At 24.8% G+C, this 26023-nt stretch carries 34 protein-coding genes and 5 pseudogenes; 13 read left to right on the forward strand and 26 right to left on the reverse strand.

The features are described from left to right. Positions 1–137: 137 nt before the first annotated feature. The 6 genes and pseudogenes from AAHM82_RS00310 to AAHM82_RS00335 all read right to left on the reverse strand — a co-directional run bounded on the left by AAHM82_RS00310 (position 138) and on the right by AAHM82_RS00335 (position 5592). Positions 138–1343: an IS256 family transposase gene (locus tag AAHM82_RS00310; protein WP_425289040.1), complete on the reverse strand. Its 1206-nt coding sequence runs from the start codon at positions 1341–1343 to the stop codon at positions 138–140. 495 nt (positions 1344–1838) lie between these two features. After that, a complete protein-coding gene (locus tag AAHM82_RS00315; protein ID WP_342264180.1) occupies positions 1839–3146 on the reverse strand; it encodes a hypothetical protein in 1308 nt (435 codons plus the stop codon). A 280-nt stretch (positions 3147–3426) separates the two neighbouring features. After that, a complete protein-coding gene (locus AAHM82_RS00320; protein WP_425289041.1) occupies positions 3427–3651 on the reverse strand; it encodes a transposase family protein in 225 nt (74 codons plus the stop codon). Next, positions 3652–4879, reverse strand: a pseudogene (locus tag AAHM82_RS00325) (IS256 family transposase). A 27-nt stretch (positions 4880–4906) separates the two neighbouring features. Further along, positions 4907–5155 (reverse strand): annotated as a pseudogene (locus AAHM82_RS00330) (hypothetical protein); the annotation flags it as partial. Further along, positions 5152–5592, reverse strand: a complete 441-nt coding sequence (locus AAHM82_RS00335; protein ID WP_342263396.1) for a transposase family protein — start codon at positions 5590–5592, stop codon at positions 5152–5154. The pseudogene AAHM82_RS00330 and the gene AAHM82_RS00335, both read right to left, overlap by 4 nt. A 123-nt stretch (positions 5593–5715) precedes the next feature. Between AAHM82_RS00335 and AAHM82_RS00340 the strand changes: the two genes are divergently transcribed. Both AAHM82_RS00340 and AAHM82_RS00345 read left to right on the forward strand, forming a co-directional pair. Next, positions 5716–6675: an IS1/IS1595 family N-terminal zinc-binding domain-containing protein gene (locus tag AAHM82_RS00340; protein WP_342264181.1), complete on the forward strand. Its 960-nt coding sequence runs from the start codon at positions 5716–5718 to the stop codon at positions 6673–6675. A gap of 488 nt (positions 6676–7163) precedes the next feature. Next, positions 7164–7907, forward strand: a complete 744-nt coding sequence (locus tag AAHM82_RS00345) for a hypothetical protein (RefSeq protein WP_342264182.1) — start codon at positions 7164–7166, stop codon at positions 7905–7907. A 62-nt stretch (positions 7908–7969) separates the two neighbouring features. Here the strand turns inward: AAHM82_RS00345 and AAHM82_RS00350 are convergent, their stop codons facing one another. Then, complete coding sequence (locus AAHM82_RS00350; protein ID WP_342264183.1) at positions 7970–8191, reverse strand: hypothetical protein; 222 nt, start codon at positions 8189–8191, stop codon at positions 7970–7972. An 80-nt stretch (positions 8192–8271) separates the two neighbouring features. On the opposite strand from AAHM82_RS00350, the gene AAHM82_RS00355 reads away from it, so the two are divergent. The 8 genes from AAHM82_RS00355 (at position 8272) to AAHM82_RS00390 (ending at position 12939) form a co-directional block, all read left to right on the forward strand. After that, positions 8272–8418 (forward strand): hypothetical protein, encoded by a 147-nt coding sequence (locus AAHM82_RS00355; RefSeq protein WP_342264184.1) that lies wholly within the window; start codon positions 8272–8274, stop codon positions 8416–8418. Beyond that, on the forward strand, positions 8369–8716 hold the full coding sequence (locus AAHM82_RS00360; RefSeq protein WP_342264185.1) for a hypothetical protein: 348 nt from the start codon (positions 8369–8371) through the stop codon (positions 8714–8716). The genes AAHM82_RS00355 and AAHM82_RS00360 overlap by 50 nt, the downstream gene beginning before the upstream one ends. A 15-nt stretch (positions 8717–8731) precedes the next feature. Beyond that, entirely contained in the window at positions 8732–9691 is a 960-nt protein-coding gene (locus tag AAHM82_RS00365; RefSeq protein ID WP_342263352.1) for an IS1/IS1595 family N-terminal zinc-binding domain-containing protein, read from the forward strand. A gap of 137 nt (positions 9692–9828) precedes the next feature. Further along, a complete protein-coding gene (locus AAHM82_RS00370) occupies positions 9829–10077 on the forward strand; it encodes a hypothetical protein (protein WP_342263448.1) in 249 nt (82 codons plus the stop codon). Positions 10078–10099: 22 nt separating this feature from the next. Continuing rightward, entirely contained in the window at positions 10100–10492 is a 393-nt protein-coding gene (locus AAHM82_RS00375; RefSeq protein ID WP_342264186.1) for a hypothetical protein, read from the forward strand. Continuing rightward, positions 10470–10742, forward strand: a complete 273-nt coding sequence (locus tag AAHM82_RS00380) for a hypothetical protein (protein ID WP_342264187.1) — start codon at positions 10470–10472, stop codon at positions 10740–10742. The genes AAHM82_RS00375 and AAHM82_RS00380 overlap by 23 nt, the downstream gene beginning before the upstream one ends. Positions 10743–10757: 15 nt before the next feature. Next, positions 10758–12650, forward strand: coding sequence for a hypothetical protein (locus AAHM82_RS00385; protein ID WP_342264188.1), 1893 nt, complete (start codon positions 10758–10760; stop codon positions 12648–12650). A gap of 43 nt (positions 12651–12693) precedes the next feature. Further along, the gene (locus AAHM82_RS00390) at positions 12694–12939 is read left to right on the forward strand and encodes a hypothetical protein (RefSeq protein ID WP_342264189.1); all 246 of its coding nucleotides are present in this window, start codon (positions 12694–12696) and stop codon (positions 12937–12939) included. Between the two features lie 144 nt (positions 12940–13083). Here the strand turns inward: AAHM82_RS00390 and AAHM82_RS12390 are convergent, their stop codons facing one another. From AAHM82_RS12390 to AAHM82_RS00460, 15 genes and pseudogenes are all read right to left on the reverse strand, one after another. Further along, positions 13084–13476, reverse strand: coding sequence for a transposase family protein (locus tag AAHM82_RS12390; RefSeq protein WP_342264845.1), 393 nt, complete (start codon positions 13474–13476; stop codon positions 13084–13086). Then, positions 13473–13913, reverse strand: a complete 441-nt coding sequence (locus AAHM82_RS12395) for a transposase family protein (protein ID WP_342263396.1) — start codon at positions 13911–13913, stop codon at positions 13473–13475. Before AAHM82_RS12395 ends, AAHM82_RS12390 begins: the two co-directional genes overlap by 4 nt. A 140-nt stretch (positions 13914–14053) precedes the next feature. Beyond that, positions 14054–14446, reverse strand: a complete 393-nt coding sequence (locus tag AAHM82_RS00400) for a hypothetical protein (protein WP_342264190.1) — start codon at positions 14444–14446, stop codon at positions 14054–14056. 22 nt (positions 14447–14468) lie between these two features. Beyond that, positions 14469–14717, reverse strand: a complete 249-nt coding sequence (locus AAHM82_RS00405) for a hypothetical protein (protein WP_338967070.1) — start codon at positions 14715–14717, stop codon at positions 14469–14471. Between the two features lie 2 nt (positions 14718–14719). Beyond that, the gene (locus AAHM82_RS00410; RefSeq protein ID WP_342264191.1) at positions 14720–14986 is read right to left on the reverse strand and encodes a hypothetical protein; all 267 of its coding nucleotides are present in this window, start codon (positions 14984–14986) and stop codon (positions 14720–14722) included. A gap of 49 nt (positions 14987–15035) precedes the next feature. Continuing rightward, a pseudogene (locus AAHM82_RS00415) lies at positions 15036–15659 on the reverse strand (IS256 family transposase); the annotation flags it as partial. A 97-nt stretch (positions 15660–15756) separates the two neighbouring features. Beyond that, the gene (locus tag AAHM82_RS00420) at positions 15757–16716 is read right to left on the reverse strand and encodes an IS1/IS1595 family N-terminal zinc-binding domain-containing protein (protein ID WP_342263352.1); all 960 of its coding nucleotides are present in this window, start codon (positions 16714–16716) and stop codon (positions 15757–15759) included. An 88-nt stretch (positions 16717–16804) separates the two neighbouring features. Continuing rightward, positions 16805–17413 (reverse strand): annotated as a pseudogene (locus AAHM82_RS00425) (IS256 family transposase); the annotation flags it as partial. Beyond that, positions 17370–17492 carry a hypothetical protein gene (locus AAHM82_RS00430; protein ID WP_342264194.1) on the reverse strand — a complete coding sequence of 41 codons (123 nt, stop codon included), beginning with the start codon at positions 17490–17492 and terminating at the stop codon, positions 17370–17372. The gene AAHM82_RS00430 and the pseudogene AAHM82_RS00425, both read right to left, overlap by 44 nt. 3 nt (positions 17493–17495) lie before the next feature. Beyond that, on the reverse strand, positions 17496–18482 hold the full coding sequence (locus AAHM82_RS00435; RefSeq protein ID WP_342264195.1) for a hypothetical protein: 987 nt from the start codon (positions 18480–18482) through the stop codon (positions 17496–17498). A gap of 58 nt (positions 18483–18540) precedes the next feature. Beyond that, entirely contained in the window at positions 18541–18753 is a 213-nt protein-coding gene (locus tag AAHM82_RS00440) for a hypothetical protein (RefSeq protein ID WP_342264196.1), read from the reverse strand. Positions 18754–18917: 164 nt separating this feature from the next. Further along, positions 18918–19148, reverse strand: coding sequence for a hypothetical protein (locus tag AAHM82_RS00445; protein ID WP_338967679.1), 231 nt, complete (start codon positions 19146–19148; stop codon positions 18918–18920). 164 nt (positions 19149–19312) lie between these two features. Beyond that, the gene (locus AAHM82_RS00450) at positions 19313–19534 is read right to left on the reverse strand and encodes a hypothetical protein (RefSeq protein WP_342262239.1); all 222 of its coding nucleotides are present in this window, start codon (positions 19532–19534) and stop codon (positions 19313–19315) included. 2 nt (positions 19535–19536) lie between these two features. After that, positions 19537–19863 (reverse strand): hypothetical protein, encoded by a 327-nt coding sequence (locus tag AAHM82_RS00455; protein ID WP_342224263.1) that lies wholly within the window; start codon positions 19861–19863, stop codon positions 19537–19539. Positions 19864–21141: 1278 nt separating this feature from the next. Continuing rightward, entirely contained in the window at positions 21142–21468 is a 327-nt protein-coding gene (locus tag AAHM82_RS00460) for a hypothetical protein (RefSeq protein WP_342264197.1), read from the reverse strand. A 762-nt stretch (positions 21469–22230) separates the two neighbouring features. Here AAHM82_RS00460 and AAHM82_RS00465 point away from each other — a divergent pair. The 3 genes and pseudogenes from AAHM82_RS00465 to AAHM82_RS00470 all read left to right on the forward strand — a co-directional run bounded on the left by AAHM82_RS00465 (position 22231) and on the right by AAHM82_RS00470 (position 23191). Continuing rightward, positions 22231–22365, forward strand: a complete 135-nt coding sequence (locus AAHM82_RS00465) for a hypothetical protein (RefSeq protein WP_342264198.1) — start codon at positions 22231–22233, stop codon at positions 22363–22365. A gap of 10 nt (positions 22366–22375) precedes the next feature. After that, positions 22376–22465, forward strand: a pseudogene (locus AAHM82_RS12400) (IS1/IS1595 family N-terminal zinc-binding domain-containing protein); the annotation flags it as partial. Positions 22466–22534: 69 nt separating this feature from the next. Next, on the forward strand, positions 22535–23191 hold the full coding sequence (locus AAHM82_RS00470) for a transposase (RefSeq protein ID WP_342263374.1): 657 nt from the start codon (positions 22535–22537) through the stop codon (positions 23189–23191). Between the two features lie 176 nt (positions 23192–23367). On the opposite strand, the gene AAHM82_RS00475 is transcribed toward AAHM82_RS00470, so the two are convergent. The 4 genes from AAHM82_RS00475 to AAHM82_RS12410 all read right to left on the reverse strand — a co-directional run bounded on the left by AAHM82_RS00475 (position 23368) and on the right by AAHM82_RS12410 (position 25505). Next, positions 23368–23775, reverse strand: coding sequence for a hypothetical protein (locus AAHM82_RS00475; protein ID WP_342264199.1), 408 nt, complete (start codon positions 23773–23775; stop codon positions 23368–23370). Between the two features lie 200 nt (positions 23776–23975). After that, positions 23976–24338 (reverse strand): ribosome hibernation-promoting factor, HPF/YfiA family, encoded by a 363-nt coding sequence (hpf, locus tag AAHM82_RS00480; RefSeq protein WP_342264200.1) that lies wholly within the window; start codon positions 24336–24338, stop codon positions 23976–23978. Between the two features lie 337 nt (positions 24339–24675). Then, on the reverse strand, positions 24676–25068 hold the full coding sequence (locus AAHM82_RS12405; RefSeq protein WP_342264845.1) for a transposase family protein: 393 nt from the start codon (positions 25066–25068) through the stop codon (positions 24676–24678). Further along, positions 25065–25505: a transposase family protein gene (locus tag AAHM82_RS12410; RefSeq protein ID WP_342263396.1), complete on the reverse strand. Its 441-nt coding sequence runs from the start codon at positions 25503–25505 to the stop codon at positions 25065–25067. Before AAHM82_RS12410 ends, AAHM82_RS12405 begins: the two co-directional genes overlap by 4 nt. Between the last annotated feature and the right edge of the window lie 518 nt (positions 25506–26023).

Raw genomic sequence — 26023 nt, forward strand, 5'->3', positions numbered from 1 at the left:
AAAAATAACTTTGGTAGTGTAAAATTTGTAGGGGTCTAGCTAAAACTAGATCTTTTCTTTTTAAAGTCTTTTAAGGGGTAAATTATGCAGACCAATTTTCGGGACTGTACAATTAACTGTGTCTCTAAGTAATTAACTTAAATTCACTCTGTGTCCTCAAATTTTATCATTAAATGTGAAATCGCACTACCCCAATTTTGAATTGGCATCGTTCATTTCTTAACCATATTTTGAAATGCTAAATAAAATATTTTAAAAACTGATGCGTCATTAGGAAAAATCTTTTTATTCTTAATAACTTTTCTTAATTGACTATTAACAGATTCAATCGCATTAGTTGTGTAAATAATCTTTCTAAATTCCTGAGGATATTCAAGAAAAATTATTAAATTATTTCAGTTATTTTTTCATGATTTAGTAATTTGTGGATACTTTTTATTTCATTTTTCAGAAAAATGATCTAAAGCAATTAACGCTATTTCTTCATTAATTGCTGTATAAATTGATTTTAAATCATTAGCTACAAGTTTGCGATCTTTGTAAGGAACAAATTTTAAACTATTGCGAATTTGATGAACAATGCATAATTGATGCTGTGTTTTTGGGAACACAGCTTCTATTGCATCAGACATTCCAGTTAAATTATCACTACAAGCAACAAGAATATCTTGTAACCCACGATTTTTCATTTCCGTAAGATTATTAAGTCAAAATTTGGCTCCCTCATTCTCACTAATTCACATTCCTAAAATATCTTTTAAACCATCTAAATTAATTCCTAAGGCAAGATAAACTGCTTTATTTATTATTCGTTTATCTTGCTTTACTTTAACAACAATACAATCAAAATAAACAATCGGATAAATCTTCTCTAAAGGTTTAGTTTGTCACATTTTAACTTCTTCAATAACATCATCAGTTATTTGACTAATTAAACTTTCTGAAATTTCTGCTCCGTGATAGAATTCTTGCAATTGTGCTTTGATATCAGAAATTGTCATTCCTCTTGCATATAAAGAAATTACTTTTTGATCAAAGTTATCAAATCTTCTTTGTCTTTTCGGAATAATTACTGGTTCAAAAGTACTATTTCGATCTCTTGGTACATCAATTGCGATTGAACCATTTTTAGTAATAATGGTTTTTTGTGTGTTGCCATTTCTTTTATTATGATTCTCATCAGTTTCAAGATAATCTTTAATTTCCGTATTTAACATTCGTTCAGTTAATTTTTTGGTAAATTCCTGAAAAATAGTATTGCCTTTAAATAAATCTTGTGGATTATCAATATTTTCTAAAAAATAATCAACAACTTTATCAATTGCGTCAGGTTCTTTTTTTATTTTTTTTTTTTTGTCATTTTCTGTTCTCCTTCGTTTAAGTATAATTCAGAATGAATTATCGAGACACAGAATTTTGGACAGGCTCAATTATTATTATTTAATTACTAAACTAACCCTGCCTTTCTTGATATTGTCATTTTTATTCATTACCATTTTATCATATTATTGAATTTTTACACAATGAAAAATTATTAATTTTATTAAATTTTAACTAATATTTTTCTATCGAAGATTTATGAATAATATAGTTCGATAAATTTGATTTTTCATTGCGATTTCGTCAAGGTTTATAAGTAGTACCATCATCTTTTTTACTGAATTTCATTCGAAAATTAAAATCTTTAGGATAATTAGCTTTAGTTTGAAAATTGGTCTGCATAATTTACCCCTTAAAAGACTTTAAAAAGAAAAGGTCTAGTTTTAGCTAGACCCCTACAAATTTTACACTACCAAAGTTATTTTTAACACCTATCTTGCTGCCAACAACATTATCGCTTACGGAACCAATTTTGTTCCAATAACCTGATAATACTTATTAGGTAAGTATTTCAAAAAAAACTCATTAAGCATTGTTCAACGAACCGATAATTGATTGCTTGGTATACTACTAATCGGTTGTAATAACCATTGACTAAATAACTCCGCAAACTGTTCTTTTAAACTAACAAACTTACCATAGTTACTATCAACAAATAATTTTGATACTAAAGCACTAATTTTTGTTTCTGAATTAGAAAAATATATATTGCCATTTATATCAATAAATTTAATCTTACTTGGAAGATACCCCAATTTACTAGCAATAAAACGAACAAATTCTTGGGATGCAGAAATTTTTGTTTTTTTTAACTTTCACCCCATTTTATATCTCGCTTGATTTTTATTAGTAGATTTTTGTAATCCGTTTTTAAATCATTTACCTAAACGAACTTCATCAGCAACATCAGCAACATTACTTTCATCTGGTAAAATATTAGTATTTAACTGCTCAGGAAAAAAATTTAACAAGTTTTCTAACGCATGACCATACTCATGAATAACCCCCGTAGTAACATTACTAGTTGAAAATTGACCATTAAAATATTGGGATTTAATATGATCTTCATCAACAATAGTTGGTCGCAAAGCAATAAACTGATAACCATATTGTCTATTTAAAACCGTAACCCCTAAGGTACTTTCTGAATCAGTCTGTAAATCAAAACTATTAGTAAACGAAAGGGCAACTAATAACTTAGCAACATTTTTTTTACCATAATATTTACTTAAATAATTATACATCGCTAACAAATACTTTGAATTATCACCAATTTTTTGTTCTAATAGTTTCAAATCAAGCATTGGTTTTTGTCCATCTCTTAAGTCAGTATTTTCAAGATTTTTTACTAAATCATCATATCTTGAATAATAATCTCTTAACAATAATGAACTTTGTTTATACTTATTATATTGCTCTGTACTTTTATTAGAAATTTTTAAAATCTCATTATAACAAGATTGTAATGCTTTCCTTTCAGCAATATTGTTTTTCTTTCTATTAATAGTTGCTAAATATTTCATATAATTTGAATCACCATTTAATGATGATGATTCAAAATCTAAACTCCAACGATGAAAATCATCTTCGAACTGTAACCCTTCACTTTTAAGATTAGCATTCTCACCCTCAAAAGCACAATTATAATTAATTAACGAATCATTATCATTAGATAATTGATAATCATAAAAATTAAAAGCGTTACACCTTACTAATAAAAACAATATGATAATAATATTAACAACTAATGGTATTTTTTTAATCATTGTTATCCTTCCTAATTATCAATTATTTTAGTTACTTTATTTTATCATTTTTTATCATAAAATCTACAAAATTTAATTTTAATTTTGTCGAAAACTCTTGATATTTATTAGACTTCTTGCAAAATTAATATGATAATTATAATTTTTAAATTTAAAATAAATATAAAAGTGTTATTAAAATAATTTTTAGATTATTTTTACAAATATTTTGTCATTAAAACATAATAAAAATTATTATTTACAATAAAAAAAGACTGAAATTTTAAATTATCAAATATATTTAAACTAATAGTTGTAAATTATAAATTGAAGCTATTAAATTAAATCTTAAAGCAAATCTTTTTCTACGATTTCGATATTTTTCACTAATAATTTTAAATTTTTTAAGTATAGCAAAAACATTTTCAATAACAATTCTCATTTTTGAAATTCGCTCATTATTTTGCTTTTCTTCTTTATTTAAAGGGTTTTTCGGGACTGTACAATTAACTGTGTCTTTAAGTAATTAACTTAAATTCACTCTGTCCTCAAATTTTATCATTAAATGTGAAATTGCACTACCCCAATTTTGAATTGGCATCGTTCATTTCTTAACCATATTTTGAAATGCTAAATAAAATATTTTAAAAACTGATGCGTCATTAGGAAAAATCTTTTTATTCTTAATGACTTTTCTTAGTTGACTATTAACAGATTCAATCGCATTAGTTGTGTAAATAATCCTTCTAAATTCTTGAGGATATTCAAGAAAAATTATTAAATTATTTCAGTTATTTTTTCATGATTTAGTAATTTGTGGATACTTTTTATTTCATTTTTCAGAAAAATGATCTAAAGCAACTAGCGCTATTTCTTCATTAATTGCTGTATAAATTGATTTTAAATCATTAGCTACAAGTTTGCGTTCTTTGTAAGGGACAAATTTTAAACTATTACGAATTTGATGAACAATGCATAATTGGTGCTGTGTTTTTGGGAACACAGCTTCTATTGCATCAGACATTCCAGTTAAATTATCGCTACAAGCAACAAGAATATCTTGTAAGCCACGATTTTTCATTTCCGTAAGGATTATTAAGTCAAAATTTGGCGCCCTCATTCTCGCTAATTCACATTCCTAAAATATCTTTTAAACCATCTAAATTAATTCCTAAGGCAAGATAAACTGCTTTATTTATTATTCGTTTATCTTGCTTTACTTTAACAACAATACAATCAAAATAAACAATCGGATAAATCTTCTCTAAAGGTTTAGTTTGTCACATTTTAACTTCTTCAATAACATCATCAGTTATTTGACTAATTAAACTTTCTGAAATTTCTGCTCCGTGATAGAATTCTTGCAATTGTGCTTTGATATCAGAAATTGTCATTCCTCTTGCATATAAAGAAATTACTTTTTGATCAAAGTTATCAAATCTTCTTTGTCTTTTCGGAATAATTACTGGTTCAAAAGTACTATTTCGATCTCTTGGTACATCAATTGCGATTGAACCATTTTTAGTAATAATGGTTTTTTGTGTGTTGCCATTTCTTTTATTATGATTCTCATCAGTTTCAAGATAATCTTTAATTTCCGTATTTAACATTCGTTCAGTTAATTTTTTGGTAAATTCCTGAAAAATAGTATTGCCTTTAAATAAATCTTGTGGATTATCAATATTTTCTAAAAAATAATCAACAACTTTATCAATTGCGTCAGGTTCTTTTTTTATTTTTTTTTTTTTTGTCATTTTCTGTTCTCCTTCTTTTAAGTATAATTCAGAATGAATTATCAAGACACAGAATTTTGGACAGGCCCGGTTTTTCTTTGATTTTCTTTTAGGAATTAAAACATTATGATTAATTTTTTGTATGCCTTGATAACCTAAATCCACTAAAACAGTTGTTTCTGGTAAAAATTTAATTTTTGAATCTTTTAAAATTTTAAAGTCATGGTTTTTACCATAAGAAAAATCAGAACTAATAATTTTTTTACTATCTTTTTCAATTATAACTTGTGTTTTTATTGTGTGTTTTTTCTTTTTTCCTGAGTAGTGCTGTTTTTGTCTTTTTTTGGGCGTTGGATTTGGCTTTCAGTTACATCAATTATAACAGTCTTATCTTTGAAATAATCTTTTAATAGTGATTTTTGACCAGTAAGTTGTTGAAAATTAGGGTGTTTTATTAAAGTGTCTTCAATTCATTTGATATTTCTATAACAACTACTTTCACTAATATCATAACTTTTTGCAATATGAAAATAAGTTCTATATTCTCTTCAATATTCTAAAGTCATTAAAATACGATTTTCTAATGATAATTTATTGGTTCTTCCGCGACGAAATCTCTTTTTTAATTCTTCTATTTTTAAAATTTCTAGCATTTTATTAAAAGTAGTATGTTTAATACCAGTTAATCTTAAAAAATTTTTATCACTTATTTGATTATTTTTTTTAAATTTCATTTAAATTCCACCTTTTTATTAAAAACAACAATTCAATTATATTTTAAATTAATTTTGCAAGAAGTCTATTGAATATACTTAATTTTAGGTATATTTTTAATATGATAGAGGTGGATAATAATTATGGAAAAAATAATTCAAGAACTAGTAAATACTTTAACAGATGATCAATTTTTAGAATTTTATGAAAAAGTCAAACAACAAGCAGAATTAATAAAAAAACAAAAACGTTTAAATGAAATTGATCAAAAATTTAGAGCGCAAGGTATTAAATGCCCTAAATGTGAATCTTACCATTGCGTTAAAAATGGACATAATTCAGAAGGAAAACAAAAATATTTATGTAAAAATTGCCGTGCAAGTTTTGACGCTTTTCGTAATCATTTTATTTATTGAAGTCATTTAAATTATGAACAATGAAATTTATTGATTCAAATTTCATTGCTGGGGCAATCTAGTAAAACAATTTCTCGTTTTATTAAAACTACATTAAAAACTGCTTGATATAATCGTCAAAAATTAATGAAATCAAAACAATTAGAAAATACCCAATTAAAATTTAAAAAATTATCTGGTAAAATCCAAATCGATGAAACATTTATTAAAGAAATCCATAAAGGAAATTTCAAATATAAAACTGATCCACGAAGAATTCACCTTGACCCATTCGCAACTAATACTAAATGCTGTATTCAAATGGTAATTGATAATAATAACAATATTTATGTTAAATCCACAAACACCAAACGTTTACAAAAACAATGAGTTATTGAAAATATGAACAAAGAATTAATTAACGAAAATTCAATTATTACTTCTGATATGCAAAAATTATATTTTTTAGTAGCAAAACAAACAAATTCTACTTTATGTGTAACTAAAACAACAATTAATCCTGAAGCTAGTTATCGTAACTTAAATAAAATCAGTAAATTACAATCTAGTCTTAAAGAAGCCTTAATTCATTATCATGGTTTAGGTTTTACTAATATTCAAAATTATTTAAATCTCTGAAAATGAAAATACCAACATAAGGGTTTAATTCCAAACCAACAAACAGCGGTATTATATTTTAATGTATAAAAAAGTTAAAGTAAAAATAGTAATTTTACATAAAAGCCTTTTAAAATTATCAAGTTGATGATTTTTTTTTATTTTATCAAGAGTTTTCGACAAAATTAAAATAAAAAATTATTTTAATGTTGTTTTTATAACCTTTTATTAAGATTATGTTTGTTAATAGTAAATATTTTGTTTTATTACTTATTTTTCAAATAAAATGATAATTAAATTGTAGTTACTTTTCTTTCAAAATTAATCAAATATTTTTTCACCTAACAAAACTTTACGCGTCCATAGAAAAAAATAACCATTTTATTGAATTAAATCGCACCTCATTTTTAATTTTATGACATTGAGGAGCAATTTGATATATTTACAACGGTTATTTTAAAAACATTGTAAGTTATTTATTTTTAGCAGGTTGTATTTTAATTTTTCTTTTTAAAATCGGTAATTTAACACAAATTAACAAAGTTATTAACTTCTTAAAAAACTCACCATTAAATATTGTGATTGGTTCATTAGGAACTGGAAAAACCGCTTTTCTAGTATACGCATCAAAATTATTAAAAAAGAAAAAATATCATATCGCATCAACATTTCCATTACTAGAAACCCAAAAATTAAGTTTAGGGCATATGGGTTTGTTAGACTTTGATTATCCAGTATTGCCAGACAAAACCTTACTTTTGTGAGATGAAACCAACTTATTTTTAGAAGGAACTGATTGAGAAAAAAATAATACCAAAAACGAAGAAACCGGTATTCAAGAATATTTCGCTCTGGCACGCCATTTTGGTCATATTGTGCTTGCTAGTGGTCAAAGAGATAAACATATTTGAGTTAAAGTTCGTGATATTGCTAATAATGTGATTGTGGGAATTCGTAAAAAACCTGTTAATATTTTTCGTCCCTACTTAAAAGTCATCTATGGTACCTTTACGAGCATTGAAGAATATGAACGCTGACGAAACACCTTAATTGATGCTAAAAATAGTAAAAAGGGTCGTCGCATTAAATACCGTGATATCCCTGAACTTGATATTTATTTTTTTAAATTAAAAATTCCTCTACCAATATTAAACACTTACAATTCTTTTTACTTAGCGTTTTTAAGAGATTATTTAAATTCAAAAGTAAATCCTGACTATGAAGACAAATGCTATACTGACACAGCAATTGATTTAGAAGACTTAGAATATTTAAAAATGGATAAATTTAGCAAATTTTTAAGAAAAATGAAAGAAAAATAACGGTTAACCCCGTTTTTAGTAGCGACAATTATTATTTAGACATTAATTAAATTAAGTTTTATTTAATATTTTTGTTTCATTATCAGTGCAATTCCAACAACAATCATAATTCAGAAAAAAATTGCCATTGGTATAAAACCAAATAAAAACTCAAATATATTATATACAAGAGTTCAAGCACCTTCTAAAAATTTTAAAAAAGCTTCTTCGGCGGTTAGACTATTTATCATATTTCACCTCTTTTCTAATATTGTCGCTACTAAAAACGCAATCAACCACAACATTATTTTACTCTATATACTTGGTACATAACCCTCAATTTTATTTACTATTTTGATAATATTATTTTCTGGGTGAAGTACAAATGTTAGATAAATACAAAAATGAAAATGAATTTTATGGTTTAGTAAACATAAAATGCTATAGTTATGTACCAAGTCTTATGAAAGGAACAATAAAAAATGGAAAATCTTGCAAAAATGGCGGACTTTCTCGCTCAAATGCTTTATAAAGTTTTTGATTTAATTTGAAGTCTTGAAGTACCGGGAACAAATATTCAACTAATATTTCCTTTATTCTTAACGCTGGCTGTAGAATTTCTTATGGCAATTATTCTCGGTTTTAGCAGTCAACAAGTTAATTTAGAAAAGCAACGCCGATATGCCGTTAAAAATAGTGGTCGCTTAAGTGCATGAGGAAAAGTTAAAAAACAAATACAACCAATAAATCCAAATAAAACTTTTAATTTTGTCGAAAACTCTTGATATTTATTGAATATACTTAATTTTAGGTATATTTTAATATGATAGAGGTGGATAATAATTATGGAAAAAATAATTCAAGAACTAGTAAATACTTTAACAGATGATCAATTTTTAGAATTTTATGAAAAAGTCAAACAACAAGCAGAATTAATAAAAAAACAAAAACGTTTAAATGAAATTGATCAAAAATTTAGAGCGCAAGGTATTAAATGCCCTAAATGTGAATCTTACCATTGCGTTAAAAATGGACATAATTCAGAAGGAAAACAAAAATATTTATGTAAAAATTGCCGTGCAAGTTTTGACGCTTTTCGTAATCATTTTATTTATTGAAGTCATTTAAATTATGAACAATGAAATTTATTGATTCAAATTTCATTGCTGGGGCAATCTAGTAAAACAATTTCTCGTTTTATTAAAACTACATTAAAAACTGCTTGATATAATCGTCAAAAATTAATGAAATCAAAACAATTAGAAAATACCCAATTAAAATTTAAAAAATTATCTGGTAAAATCCAAATCGATGAAACATTTATTAAAGAAATCCATAAAGGAAATTTCAAATATAAAACTGATCCACGAAGAATTCACCTTGACCCATTCGCAACTAATACTAAATGCTGTATTCAAATGGCAATTGATAATAATAACAATATTTATGTTAAATCCACAAACACCAAACGTTTACAAAAACAATGAGTTATTGAAAATATGAACAAAGAATTAATTAACGAAAATTCAATTATTACTTCCGATATGCAAAAATTATATTTTTTAGTAGCAAAACAAACAAATTCTACTTTATGTGTAACTAAAACAACAATTAATCCTGAAGCTAGTTATCGTAACTTAAATAAAATCAGTAAATTACAATCTAGTCTTAAAGAAGCCTTAATTCATTATCATGGTTTAGGTTTTACTAATATTCAAAATTATTTAAATCTCTGAAAATGAAAATACCAACATAAGGGTTTAACTCCAAATCAACAAACAGCGGTATTATATTTTAATGTATAAAAAAAGTTAAAGTAAAAATAGTAATTTTACATAAAAGCCTTTTAAAATTATCAAGTTGATGATTTTTTTTATTTTATCAAGAGTTTTCGACAAAATTAAAAAATAAAACCAATAAAAACAAATCAAGGTAACTAACAATGTTTAAACTAATTATTATTTTTATCTTAATAACTGTTCTTGGATTATTAGCTGGTAGTCATTTTGAAACTTTAACGAACTATATTAGCGAGGGTCTTGCCAATTTTAAAAAGTTTATTACTAGCAATTTAACAATTTTAGAACTATTTAAACCAATGGCACGAACATTTTCGCAACATCCAATTTTTACCATTCTTGGTGTTACTTGTGTACTTATTGCCTTATTTATTGTAATTAAAGGACAATAAAAAATATGAAAGGAGAATTAAAATGAAAAAAATTTTAGTAAAATTATTTAAAAAAGATAATTCAAAAGAAAAAATGTCATTAAAATTAAGAATTAAAAATTCTTTTAAAAAGCAGTGGTTAAAAATAGTATTAAGTATCATTTTCGTTTTTATAAGCTTATTAATTTGTACATTAACAGCAATCGATACTAAATGAGTAACTGGAACAAGTAACGAATTTAATGATTTTATGAATAAACAGATGGTTGATTTCTTTGGCAAGTTCAATAGTGGTATTATGCTCGCGGGAATATTTGTTTTTTGATGAGGCGGAGCAATATATTTTGCAATTAAATTTGAAAAATTAATCCGCTTTATTATTAAAAAAATTAAAGCAAAAAGAATCTTGAAAAATGAAATCAAACAAACTCATTAATTCTTTAAAAAAATATTGATGGAGAATTTTATCTTACATTTTTATGATTACTATCTTTTTCATTTCATTTTTAAAATTGGAAATTAATGATTTGAAATTATTATATGAAAAATTTGAAGCATTAATTTCACTTATGATACTAGGATATTTAGATATATGCATTACAATAGCGGTAATTATAAATTGTGGTGTTGAGTGACTTATTAAAAAAATCAAAACTAAAAAAACAACAAAAAATAAAATATTTTAAAAAGGAGTGATAAAAATGTTTATGAAAATATTTACCGTGTTAATTATTAGTTTCAATAACATTTTTACCATTCCGCAAAACATTATTAATAATGATAAAACAACAATACAACTAATTAGAACTAAAAGACAAAATGATAAAATTTATAATTTTGAAATTGAAAACTTAGAAAAAGTATATTTTCATCTTTTAAAAGATAAAAATAGAGTTGGAGAGATTAACATGTATCAAAAAGACAATATCAATCTAAATAAAAAATTACCAGAATTAAAAAATTTAAACAAACTTATTTTCCTATTTACAAAAGAATTTTACAATAATCAAGATAAACAAGATAAAATTACAAAATTAATAACTACATATGGGCAAAAAATAACTGACCTTAACGGTCCTAATATAAAGCCACATGAGCTTTGAATAATTAATAAAAAAATAACAATCAAAGTACAAAGTACAAAGTTAGAAACTTGAGACAATAGCGATAATACAATAGATTATACATTAAGAAATACAAGTAACTTTGAAATTGAAATTGAAAAAGATAGTACCGACATTGAATTACCAACAGCAACTATTAGCTTTGACGGTAATCATAAATATAACGATGTTATTGATAATCTTGACTATTTAATGATTCATCGTGGTGATTTTGATAAATTTAATTATTCTTATCTCTATTGAACACCAATATTTAATTTTGTTGACACCCTAGAAAAAGGTTATTACAAAGAATTTACGATTAAAAATTATGGTTTTAAAAGCGAAAGCTATTTTTATCACAAAAGTTCTACTAGTGAAGATAAAATAAATGAAAATGTTTTAAAAATTAAAGCTTTTAATAAAACCTTAATTGCAAGTAATAACTATTTACAATTATTACACGATGAAAAGGAAATCTGAAAATATGACACCGAAAAAACTAACGATTACTATCTAATTAAGTACCTTTTTGGAACCTTAAATTATCTTAATGTTAAATTTAGTTTTTTAAGATACGACCCTGAATTAAAAAATGACATTTACCTTTATTTTAAAAACAACATTCCTAGTATTAACAATAACGATTACAAAAATGTTTTTGATGAAATCTATGAAATTCTTGGCAATTTCTTTGCTAGTTTATTTTATGCGACTTTTGATATGGACGAAAAAACTTATACCGAAATTGATTTTAAGGGAGTAGATAATTACAACAAAGATTACTTTATTCAAATCGGTTTCTTTTATCGCTCGTTAATTACTTTTTATCCCAAAAAATACTTAATCAATGTTACTGGTAATTCAGAATTATTACTAAGAAGTTATTTTTTTACTTTTGATAAAAAAACGCACCAAGAAAATTATAATGCGATTAAAAATAATAACAGTATCTATCAAATTGAATTTAATGTCCTTAAATCTTATGATAACAAACTCATTACTTTACCAACTAACAAGATTGCTAATAGTATTAATTATCTTAACACCGACATCGATATTCGCTATGGTATTAATATTTTTACCTTAACTTTTCCTTTGTACCATAAAAAAATATCCGCTAATTACAATTTTAAAATTTATGACTTTAATGTCCTTAATTCCACAGCGTTTATACCTGATGGTTCAACTAATTCGGAATGAGATGACATAATCCCGCCAGCAAATTGTAAATATTCTGGACGATGAATCCCTACTTTTAATGACATTGGCTGTGCCATTCAAAATGCTGGTATAAAAATGCTAAACTGAATGCTGACGGCGTCACAAATCATTACAATTTTACGCCCGTTAGCGATTATTGCCAAAGCAACAGTTAACTTTTCAACTGCCATTTTTCCGATTTTTAAAACAGTGCCGGCCTTTTACTATACCTTTCAATTTTTAATCGGTTTTGCCGTTTTTCTAATGATTTTACGAATTTTTGTATAATATATATATATATATATATTGAAAAAATAAAGGAGTTAAAATAATGAAAATTTTAAATACAATAGCTCTTTCCACATTAACAATATTACCAATAGTTAGCTGTTCTAAAAAAGCAAATGAACCAGTAGAACAAAAAAATGAAGATAACAATAAAAAAGATAAAATTTATAATTTTAAAATCGAAAACTTAGAAAAAGTATATTTTCATCTTTTAAGAGATAAAAATAGAGTTGGAGAGATTAACATGTATCAAAAAGACAATAGACTTCTTGCAAAATTAATATGATAATTATAATTTTTAAATTTAAAATAAATATAAAAGTGTTATTAAAATAATTTTTAGATTATTTTTACAAATATTTTGTCATTAAAACATAATAAAAATTATTATTTACAATAAAAAAAGACTGAAATTTTAAATTATCAAATATATTTAAACTAATAGTTGTAAATTATAAATTGAAGCTATTAAATTAAATCTTAAAGCAAATCTTTTTCTACGATTTCGATATTTTTCACTAATAATTTTAAATTTTTTAAGTATAGCAAAAACATTTTCAATAACAATTCTCATTTTTGAAATTCGCTCATTATTTTGCTTTTCTTCTTTATTTAAAGGGTTTTTCTTTGATTTTCTTTTAGGAATTAAAACATTATGATTAATTTTTTGTATGCCTTGATAACCTAAATCCACTAAAACAGTTGTTTCTGGTAAAAATTTAATTTTTGAATCTTTTAAAATTTTAAAGTCATGGTTTTTACCATAAGAAAAATCAGAACTAATAATTTTTTTACTATCTTTTTCAATTATAACTTGTGTTTTTATTGTGTGTTTTTTCTTTTTTCCTGAGTAGTGCTGTTTTTGTCTTTTTTTGGGCGTTGGATTTGGCTTTCAGTTACATCAATTATAACAGTCTTATCTTTGAAATAATCTTTTAATAGTGATTTTTGACCAGTAAGTTGTTGAAAATTAGGGTGTTTTATTAAAGTGTCTTCAATTCATTTGATATTTCTATAACAACTACTTTCACTAATATCATAACTTTTTGCAATATGAAAATAAGTTCTATATTCTCTTCAATATTCTAAAGTCATTAAAATACGATTTTCTAATGATAATTTATTGGTTCTTCCGCGACGAAATCTCTTTTTTAATTCTTCTATTTTTAAAATTTCTAGCATTTTATTAAAAGTAGTATGTTTAATACCAGTTAATCTTAAAAAATTTTTATCACTTATTTGATTATTTTTTTTAAATTTCATTTAAATTCCACCTTTTTATTAAAAACAACAATTCAATTATATTTTAAATTAATTTTGCAAGAAGTCTAATAATTTCAAATCATTAATTTCCAATTTTAAAAATGTAAGGTAAAATTCTTCATCAATATTTTTTTAAAGAATTAATGAGCTTGTTTGATTTCATTTTTCAAGGCTCTTTTTGCTCTAATTTTCTGAATAATAAAGCGGATTAATTTTTCAAATTTAATTGCAAAATATATTGCGCCACCTCATCAAAAAACAAATATTCCTGCTAGCATAACGCCACTATTGAACTTGCCAAAGAAATTAACCATTTCTTTATTCATAAAATCATTAAATTCGTCACTTGTTCCAGTTATTCATTTAGTATCAACTACTGTTAATGCACAAATTAATAAACTTATAAAGATGAAAATAATACTTAATGATACTTTTAACCACTGTTTTTTAAAAGAATTTTTAATCCTTAATTTTAATGGCGTTTTTTCTTTTGAATTATCTTTTTTAAATAATTTTATTAAAATTTTTTTCATTTTAATTCTCCTTTCATATTTTTTATCGTCCTTTAATCACAATAAATAAGGCAATAAGTACACAAGTAACACCAAGAATGGTAAAAATTGGGTGTTGCGAAAATGTTCGTGCCATTGGTTTAAATAGTTCTAAAATTGTTAAATTACTAGTAATAAATTTTTGAAAATTGGTAAGGCCTTCGCTAATATAGTTTGTTAAAGTTTCAAAATGACTACCAGCCAACAATCCAAGAACAGTTATTAAGATAAAAATAATAATTAGTTTAAACATTTTTAGTTACCTTGTTTTGTTTTTATTGGTTTTATTTGTTTTTTAGCTTTTCCTCATGCACTTAAACGACCCTTATTTTTAATAGCATATTGGCGTTGTTTTTCTAAATTAATTTGTTGACTGCCAAATCCAAGAATGATTGCCATAAGAAACTCTACAGCCAGTGTTAAGAATAAAGGAAATATTAGTTGAATATTTGTTCCCGGTACTTCAAGACTTCAAATTAAGTCAAAAACCTTATAAAGCATTTGGGCGAGAAAGTCGGCCATTTTTGCAAGATATTTTCGGGACTGTACAATTAACTGTGTCTCTAAGTAATTAACTTAAATTCACTCTGTCTTCAAATTTTATCATTAAATGTGAAATTGCACTACCCCAATTTTGAATTGGCATCGTTCATTTCTTAACCATATTTTGAAATGCTAAATAAAATATTTTAAAAACTGATGCGTCATTAGGAAAAATCTTTTTATTCTTAATGACTTTTCTTAATTGACTATTAACAGATTCAATCGCATTAGTTGTGTAAATAATTCTTCTAAATTCCTGAGGATATTCAAGAAAAATTATTAAATTATTTCAGTTATTTTTTCATGATTTAGTAATTTGTGGATACTTTTTATTTCATTTTTCTGAAAAATGATCTAAAGCAATTAACGCTATTTCTTCATTAATTGCTGTATAAATTGATTTTAAATCATTAGCTACAAGTTTGCGATCTTTGTAAGGAACAAATTTTAAACTATTGCGAATTTGATGAACAATGCATAATTGATGCTGTGTTTTTGGGAAAACAGCTTCTATTGCATCAGACATCCCAGTTAAATTATCACTACAAGCAACAAGAATATCTTGTAACCCACGATTTTTCATTTCCGTAAGATTATTAAGTCAAAATTTGGCTCCCTCATTCTCACTAATTCACATTCCTAAAATATCTTTTAATTTTGTCGAAAACTCTTGATAAAATAAAAAAAATCATCAACTTGATAATTTTAAAAGGCTTTTATGTAAAATTACTATTTTTACTTTAACTTTTTTATACATTAAAATATAATACCGCTGTTTGTTGGTTTGGAGTTAAACCCTTATGTTGGTATTTTCATTTTCAGAGATTTAAATAATTTTGAATATTAGTAAAACCTAAACCATGATAATGAATTAAGGCTTCTTTAAGACTAGATTGTAATTTACTGATTTTATTTAAGTTACGATAACTAGCTTCAGGATTAATTGTTGTTTTAGTTACACATAAAGTAGAATTTGTTTGTTTTGCTACTAAAAAATATAATTTTTGCATATCAGAAGTAATAATTGAATTTTCGTTAATTAATTCTTTGTTCATATTTTCAATAACTCATTGTTTTTGTAAACGTTTGGTGTTTGTGGATTTAACATAAATATTGTTATTATTATCAATTGCCATTTGAATACAGCATTTAGTATTAGTTGCGAATGGGTCAAGGTGAATTCTTCGTGGATCAGTTTTATATTTGAAATTTCCTTTATGGATTTCTTTAATAAATGTTTCATCGATTTGGATTTTACCAGATAATTTTTTAAATTTTAATTGGGTATTTTCTAATTGTTTTGATTTCATTAATTTTTGACGATTATATCAAGCAGTTTTTAATGTAGTTTTAATAAAACGAGAAATTGTTTTACTAGATTGCCCCAGCAATGAAATTTGAATCAATAAATTTCATTGTTCATAATTTAAATGACTTCAATAAATAAAATGATTACGAAAAGCGTCAAAACTTGCACGGCAATTTTTACATAAATATTTTTGTTTTCCTTCTGAATTATGTCCATTTTTAACGCAATGGTAAGATTCACATTTAGGGCATTTAATACCTTGCGCTCTAAATTTTTGATCAATTTCATTTAAACGTTTTTGTTTTTTTATTAATTCTGCTTGTTGTTTGACTTTTTCATAAAATTCTAAAAATTGATCATCTGTTAAAGTATTTACTAGTTCTTGAATTATTTTTTCCATAATTATTATCCACCTCTATCATATTAAAAATATACCTAAAATTAAGTATATTCAATAAATATCAAGAGTTTTCGACAAAATTAAAAAAAATATCTTTTAAACCATCTAAATTAATTCCTAAGGCAAGATAAACTGCTTTATTTATTATTCGTTTATCTTGCTTTACTTTAACAACAATACAATCAAAATAAACAATCGGATAAATCTTCTCTAAAGGTTTAGTTTGTCACATTTTAACTTCTTCAATAACATCATCAGTTATTTGACTAATTAAACTTTCTGAAATTTCTGCTCCGTGATAGAATTCTTGCAATTGTGCTTTGATATCAGAAATTGTCATTCCTCTTGCATATAAAGAAATTACTTTTTGATCAAAGTTATCAAATCTTCTTTGTCTTTTCGGAATAATTACTGGTTCAAAAGTACTATTTCGATCTCTTGGTACATCAATTGCGATTGAACCATTTTTAGTAATAATGGTTTTTTGTGTGTTGCCATTTCTTTTATTATGATTCTCATCAGTTTCAAGATAATCTTTAATTTCCGTATTTAACATTCGTTCAGTTAATTTTTTGGTAAATTCCTGAAAAATAGTATTGCCTTTAAATAAATCTTGTGGATTATCAATATTTTCTAAAAAATAATCAACAACTTTATCAATTGCGTCAGGTTCTTTTTTTATTTTTTTTTTTGTCATTTTCTGTTCTCCTTCTTTTAAGTATAATTCAGAATGAATTATCGAGACACAGAATTTTGGACAGGCTCAGATTTTCCATTTTTTATTGTTCCTTTTCTTTCATTTTTCTTAAAAATTTGCTAAATTTATCCATTTTTAAGTATTCTAAGTCTTCTAAATCAATTGCGGTGTCAGTGTAGTATTTGTCTTCATAGTCAGGATTTATTTTTGAATTTAAGTAATCTCTTAAAAATGCTAGGTAAAAAGAATTGTAAGTGTTTAATATTGGTAAAGGAATTTTTAGTTTAAAAAAATAAATATCAAGTTCAGGAATATCGCGATATTTAATACGACGACCCTTTTTACTATTTTTAGCATCAATTAAGGTGTTTCGCCAGCGTTCATATTCTTCAATACTAGTAAAGGTACCATAAATGACTTTTAAGTAGGGGCGAAAAATATTAACGGGTTTTTTACGAATTCCCACAATCACATTATTGGCAATATCACGAACTTTAACTCAAATATGTTTATCTCTTTGACCACTAGCTAACACAATATGACCGAAATGGCGTGCCAGAGCGAAATATTCTTGAATACCGGTTTCTTCGTTTTTGGTATTATTTTTTTCTCAATCGGTTCCTTCTAAAAATAAATTGGTTTCATCTCATAGCAGTAATGTTTTGTCTGACAATACCGGATAATCAAAGTCTAATAATCCCATATGTCCTAAACTTAATTTTTGAGTTTCTAGTAATGGAAATGTTGAGGCGATGTGATATTTTTTCTTTTTTAGTAATTTTGATGCGTACACTAGAAAAGCGGTTTTTCCAGTTCCTAATGAACCAATCACAATATTTAATGGTGAGTTTTTTAAGAAATTAATAACTTTGTTAATTTGTGTTAAATTACTTATTTTAAAAAGAAAAATTAAAATACAACCTGCTAAAAATAAATAGCTTACAATGTTTTTAAAATAACCGTTGTAAATATATCAAATTGGTCCCCAATGTCATAAAATTAAAAATGAGGTGCGATTTAATTCAATAAAATGGTTATTTTTTTCTATTATTCATTTGCAAAATTTCATCTTGCACCTCACTTTATTTTTTTATTAGCGTACTGCTCCAAGTAGTTTTTCAAACATTTTAAAGCAAATAAAGAATATTGCCAAAATAAATGGAAAAATGAAGATTTCAGTAGTCAGCAAAGAAGTTACCGACTTGTGGCATATTAACAGCAATAATTTCTCACATTTTAGTAAACGCCGTTATAATTGCATTTCACAATTTAGTCATCGCATCACTAGCTGTTATTTTTTCTACTGTTGCTGGTGCATCGGCCAAGAAAGTTCCAATCATATAATCACCCCCTTTCTTTTTAAAACATTCACATTTATATTTAAAGTTTTTCTTAAATTTGTTAAAACCGCGGTTAACCTTAACATGATTGTATTTTTTCCTAATTAATTTTGAATTTCTTTGTGAATGCATCACAATGTAACTCCGCGACATTACTTTTGTCTCTATCTAAATACTGATATGGTTTTCCAAAGTAGCATTAGAATAAATCACACCATAATCGCTGTTAATAATCAAAAAGCAATGTTTGCTATTAAAAGTCAAAGTGTTTCTTGAGTTAAATCAATTTCTTTACCACCACTAATATGAGCGGGAATAGTTGTAATTTGAATAAATAAATCTCAGAAAGTTTGTTTAATTTGTTCTCAATTAAATTCTTTTAAATTTACTGTCATTTTTTATCTCCCAAAAATCATTTTTATTGGTAAATACATAATTGAAATTAACGCGAAAAGAAAAGTAATGATAATAATTAATCCGGCAATAAAAGCAACTTGTGCAGGCATTTTTTCTATCGGAATAAACAGTTTTAAAAATTCCATAATAATTTCTCAAAACATTATTTTTTATTCTCATTATTTTCTTTTGAATTAGGAGCTTTAACCCATTCTTCAAAGCGAGCAATAAACACTTTTTCGTCTTTTGTGAAATTACCAGTATTATTTTTGATGGCATTTTTATATTTAATTCTAATTTTTATTTTGGCATAAATTTTATAAGCAAAATATGCCAATAACATTATGCAGATGATAATAAATATTATTCCAATCGCAATATTCATTTTTAAACTCCTTTAAAGTAGTTATAATTTATATCTTTTTTGTTGTTTTCTTTTTCGGCAATGAAGAAGCCTAATAATTCTTGTCCCTTAATTAACTTGGTTTCTTGCTCTTGTTGATTAATCGAAATTACTTGATATTCACTATTCTTGATTATTCCGATACAAATAGAATTTTCATATTTTCCTTTATAAACAAATCGCTTTGGAAACCAAATACCGATTTGTTCATTAAATCACGGAATTTTTGGTGCTTTAATAAACATTGCGTTTTGCGTTTCTTTTAAAAGATATTTTTTAGTATTTAAGAAAATGTTTTCAATGTTTTTCATAATAAATTACCTTTCTTATGAATAAACTAAGTTATATTAACTAAGTTAGTTAGTTAACTTAGTTTTTTAAACACTTATATATCGCAGATTTAAGTGTTTAACAAGCTTTGTTAGTAAATTTTGTTTTTTAATTAGATAAAGATTTTAATAATTTTAAACTTAGTATACCCCTATATAGAAATTTCTACACTTTAATATCCGCATCCTACCCTTGGAACTAATTTAATAGCGTGTATATTTTTAGGAAATCCACCCATTCATTTTTTTATTGCAAAACGAAATAAATTGCTATAGCTAATAGGGTGTTATCTATTAACTGGTAAACTTCTTTTGGTTATGGCGACCACCCACAATTTATCGTGCTTTAATACATACCAACATTATTAATTCACTTGTATTTAATTTTCAAAGAACAAATTTTAACACCTTATAAAATAAAAAGACAATCATTGCTGACTGCCTTAATACTTATTCAAATATTTACCTACCTAACAAAACTTTACGCGTCCTAACTAATTTTATTACTTAAATTAATTAATAATTTAAAAAGTATATCCTTAATATATTAAGTAGACAAGCAACTCTAAATTATGTGATACAATTAAGAGACATTACTCGAAAGGAGAAATAATGACTGATAATTGTAAATTACGCTGTGTTGCCTGCCAATGTACTTGTCGTACACCGGGAGCAGAACATCAAAGTAATAATATAAATAACTGTAGTGACTGTCCGACTTGTAAACCAGAAGACAATCATGAAAGAAAGCCACCTCGTAAATTTTAAAAAATGAACCTGTATTAGGTTCATTTTTCATGGACGCGTAAAGTTTTGTTAGGTGGAAAAATATTTGATTAATTTTGAAAGAAAAGTAACTACAATTTAATTATCGTTTTATTTGAAAAATAAGTAATAAAACAAAATATTTACTATTAACAAACATAATCTTAATAAAAGGTTATAAAAACTAAGTAAAATGTTTATAAAAACAACATTAAAATAATTTTTTACAACAAAAATCATACATAAGAAATATATACTTAATTTGCATATTGAAATAATTTATAGTAAATGATTATTTTTTCTTTTTTCAAAAATACCTAAGAAAACTAAACGCGACCAAAATCAATAATATGATAGAATGATCACAAATAAAAATGACAATAACAAGAAAGGCAGGGTTAGTTTAGTAATTAAATAATATAATTAGCTGATTGTTTTATTTCTTCAAAGCAATACCTAAGAAAACTAAACGCAACCCAATTGTAATATTCATTTTTAAACTCCTTTAAAATAGTTATAATTTGTATCTTTTTTGTTATTTTCTTTTTCGGCAATGAAGAAGCTTAATAATTCTTGGCCTTTAATTAACTTAGTTTCTTGCTCTTGCTGATTAATTGAAATTACTTGATATTTATTATCTTTTATTATTCCAATACAAATCGAATTTTCGTATTTTCCTTTATAAACAAATCGCTTTGGAAACCAAATACCGATTTGTTCATTAAACCACGGAATTTTTGGTGCTTTAATAAGCATTGCGTTTTGTGTTTCTTTTAAGAGATATTTTTTAGTATTTAAGAAAATGTTTTCAATGTTTTTCATAATAAATTACCTTTCTTATGAATAAACTAAGTTATATTAACTAAGTTTTAGTTAATTTAGTTTTTTAAACACTTATATATCGCAGATTTAAGTGTTTAACAAGCTTTGTTAGTAAATTTTGTTTTTTTAATTAGATAAAGATTTTAATAATTTTAAACTTAGTATATCCCTATATAGAAATTTTTTCTAATTTTAAAGATAAGTATTGACAGGGTAAAAAACCCTTATTAAATATAGGGATTTGTAAAAACACGGTTTTACTAAAAACCCAGCAAAATCAAGGTTTTATTGAAATATCAATACTTATCTATAAAATTAAAGGAAATTTCTACACTTTAATGTCCGCATCCTACCCTTGGAACTAATTTAATAGCGTGTATATTTTTAGGAAATCCACCCATTCATTTTTTTATTGCAAAACGAAATAAATTGCTATAGCTAATAGGGTGTTATCTATTAACTGGTAAACTTCTTTTGGTTATGGCGACCACCCACAATTTATCGTGCTTTAATACATACCAACATTATTAATTCACTTGTATTTAATTTTCAAAGAACAAATTTTAACACCTTATAAAATAAAAAGACAATCATTGCTGACTGTCTTAATACTTATTCAAATATCTTCCTACCTAACAAAACTTTATGCGTCCTAGTAATTTTATATAAAAGCCTTTTTTAATTTTGTCGAAAACTCTTGATATTTATTGAATATACTTAATTTTAGGTATATTTTTAATATGATAGAGGTGGATAATAATTATGGAAAAAATAATTCAAGAACTAGTAAATACTTTAACAGATGATCAATTTTTAGAATTTTATGAAAAAGTCAAACAACAAGCAGAATTAATAAAAAAAACAAAAACGGTTAAATGAAATTGATCAAAAATTTAGAGCGCAAGGTATTAAATGCCCTAAATGTGAATCTTACCATTGCGTTAAAAATGGACATAATTCAGAAGGAAAACAAAAATATTTATGTAAAAATTGCCGTGCAAGTTTTGACGCTTTTCGTAATCATTTTATTTATTGAAGTCATTTAAATTATGAACAATGAAATTTATTGATTCAAATTTCATTGCTGGGGCAATCTAGTAAAACAATTTCTCGTTTTATTAAAACTACATTAAAAACTGCTTGATATAATCGTCAAAAATTAATGAAATCAAAACAATTAGAAAATACCCAATTAAAATTTAAAAAATTATCTGGTAAAATCCAAATCGATGAAACATTTATTAAAGAAATTCATAAAGGAAATTTCAAATATAAAACTGATCCACGAAGAATTCACCTTGACCCATTCGCAACTAATACTAAATGCTGTATTCAAATGGCAATTGATAATAATAACAATATTTATGTTAAATCCACAAACACCAAACGTTTACAAAAACAATGAGTTATTGAAAATATGAACAAAGAATTAATTAACGAAAATTCAATTATTACTTCTGATATGCAAAAATTATATTTTTTAGTAGCAAAACAAACAAATTCTACTTTATGTGTAACTAAAACAACAATTAATCCTGAAGCTAGTTATCGTAACTTAAATAAAATCAGTAAATTACAATCTAGTCTTAAAGAAGCCTTAATTCATTATCATGGTTTAGGTTTTACTAATATTCAAAATTATTTAAATCTCTGAAAATGAAAATACCAACATAAGGGTTTAACTCCAAACCAACAAACAGCGGTATTATATTTTAATGTATAAAAAAGTTAAAGTAAAAATAGTAATTTTACATAAAAGCCTTTTAAAATTATCAAGTTGATGATTTTTTTTTATTTTATCAAGAGTTTTCGACAAAATTAAAAAATAATTTTTATAAAAAAATACACTTACAACTGTAAGTGTATTTTCATTAACACTTTTTCTAAATTACGATATTACTATCCTGTTTGAGTAACTTTAATTGTAAATTCTTTTGAAAATGTTCCATCAGCAGCATCTTGTACTTTTACACTAAATTTAACATCAGCACTTTTAGTTGCTCCGGGAGTCGCTGGGAGTGTTCCAACTAATGCTGCCACAACCGCTTTAGCGTTCTCATCCGCCGCTTTAACTTTAGTATCAACTTTTGCCTGAATCGCTGCAAGAATAGCTTCATCTTTTCATCCTGCTGCGTCAGCAACTGCAAAAGCATCAGTATCTTCAATCGTAATCTTATCAATTGCTTTATCAGTAACAGTAACTGTCGTTGCTGCGACTTTTTTTGTGCCACAACCAATAATTGGTAATGCTACGATAGCAGGAAGTCCTGCTAAAGCTGTTATTAATCTTAATCCTGATAATTTCATATTTAATTCTCCCTTTTCATTTATTTTACTATATATGTTATTTTATTTTAAAATTTTATTTTTATACAAAATAAACATTTAATTTCCAAATACTAATTTATTAAATTAACCCATCACCTCCACTAAGAGTTAAATCTATGGGTTAATTATAGCAATAAATTTTTAAAATAAAAGATATTTTATCTAATTTAATAATGGCCTTAGATATCCTCATCTAATGTTAAATCAACCGGAAATTCTACTTTCGTAAATTTTTCTTTACCCCGTGGAATTCAACGGTCCTTCATTCTTCGTAATTGTTCTTCTAACTTATGACGCACCTCATCAATGGCAACATATAAATCAATATGCTGACCTTCAGCTTGTAAATGATTACTCTTTCCTTTTAAATCAAGAGCAACACGAACTCGACTTAAATTTTCTTTATAAGTTCTTACTTCAACATGAATGGTATCATCAAGATTAATAATTTTATATTTACTAATTTTTTCTAAACTATTAATAATGCGTTCACGAATCGCCTCAGTTACTTCAATATTTTTACCACGAATAACGAATTGCATTTATAAACCTCCTTATTCATATTATATTATTTTTTATTGCATTTAGTAAAAAAATAATTTTTATTTTGTCAAAAACTCTTGATAAAATAAAAAAAATCATCAACTTGATAATTTTAAAAGGCTTTTATGTAAAATTACTATTTTTACTTTAACTTTTTTATACATTAGACTTCTTGCAAAATTAATATGATAATTATAATTTTTAAATTTAAAATAAATATAAAAGTGTTATTAAAATAATTTTTAGATTATTTTTACAAATATTTTGTCATTAAAACATAATAAAAATTATTATTTACAATAAAAAAAGACTGAAATTTTAAATTATCAAATATATTTAAACTAATAGTTGTAAATTATAAATTGAAGCTATTAAATTAAATCTTAAAGCAAATCTTTTTCTACGATTTCGATATTTTTCACTAATAATTTTAAATTTTTTAAGTATAGCAAAAACATTTTCAATAACAATTCTCATTTTTGAAATTCGCTCATTATTTTGCTTTTCTTCTTTATTTAAAGGGTTTTTCTTTGATTTTCTTTTAGGAATTAAAACATTATGATTAATTTTTTGTATGCCTTGATAACCTAAATCCACTAAAACAGTTGTTTCTGGTAAAAATTTAATTTTTGAATCTTTTAAAATTTTAAAGTCATGGTTTTTACCATAAGAAAAATCAGAACTAATAATTTTTTTACTATCTTTTTCAATTATAACTTGTGTTTTTATTGTGTGTTTTTTCTTTTTTCCTGAGTAGTGCTGTTTTTGTCTTTTTTTGGGCGTTGGATTTGGCTTTCAGTTACATCAATTATAACAGTCTTATCTTTGAAATAATCTTTTAATAGTGATTTTTGACCAGTAAGTTGTTGAAAATTAGGGTGTTTTATTAAAGTGTCTTCAATTCATTTGATATTTCTATAACAACTACTTTCACTAATATCATAACTTTTTGCAATATGAAAATAAGTTCTATATTCTCTTCAATATTCTAAAGTCATTAAAATACGATTTTCTAATGATAATTTATTGGTTCTTCCGCGACGAAATCTCTTTTTTAATTCTTCTATTTTTAAAATTTCTAGCATTTTATTAAAAGTAGTATGTTTAATACCAGTTAATCTTAAAAAATTTTTATCACTTATTTGATTATTTTTTTTAAATTTCATTTAAATTCCACCTTTTTATTAAAAACAACAATTCAATTATATTTTAAATTAATTTTGCAAGAAGTCTATTAAAATATAATACCGCTGTTTGTTGGTTTGGAGTTAAACCCTTATGTTGGTATTTTCATTTTCAGAGATTTAAATAATTTTGAATATTAGTAAAACCTAAACCATGATAATGAATTAAGACTTCTTTAAGACTAGATTGTAATTTACTGATTTTATTTAAGTTACGATAACTAGCTTCAGGATTAATTGTTGTTTTAGTTACACATAAAGTAGAATTTGTTTTTAATTTTGTCGAAAACTCTTGATATTTATTGGATATACTTAATTTTAGGTATATTTTAATATGATAGAGGTGGATAATAATAAAAATGATGATAGTTGAATTAATTATAAAGGTAATGCTGTAACAAATAAATATAATAGATTTAAGTAAGTAAAAATATTAGTTAAAATTTAATAATAATTAATAATTTTTTATTTTAATTTTGTCGAAAACTCTTGATATTTAT

This window comes from Spiroplasma endosymbiont of Clivina fossor, assembly GCF_964031115.1.
GTDB lineage: Bacteria > Bacillota_I > Bacilli_A > Mycoplasmatales > Nriv7 > Nriv7.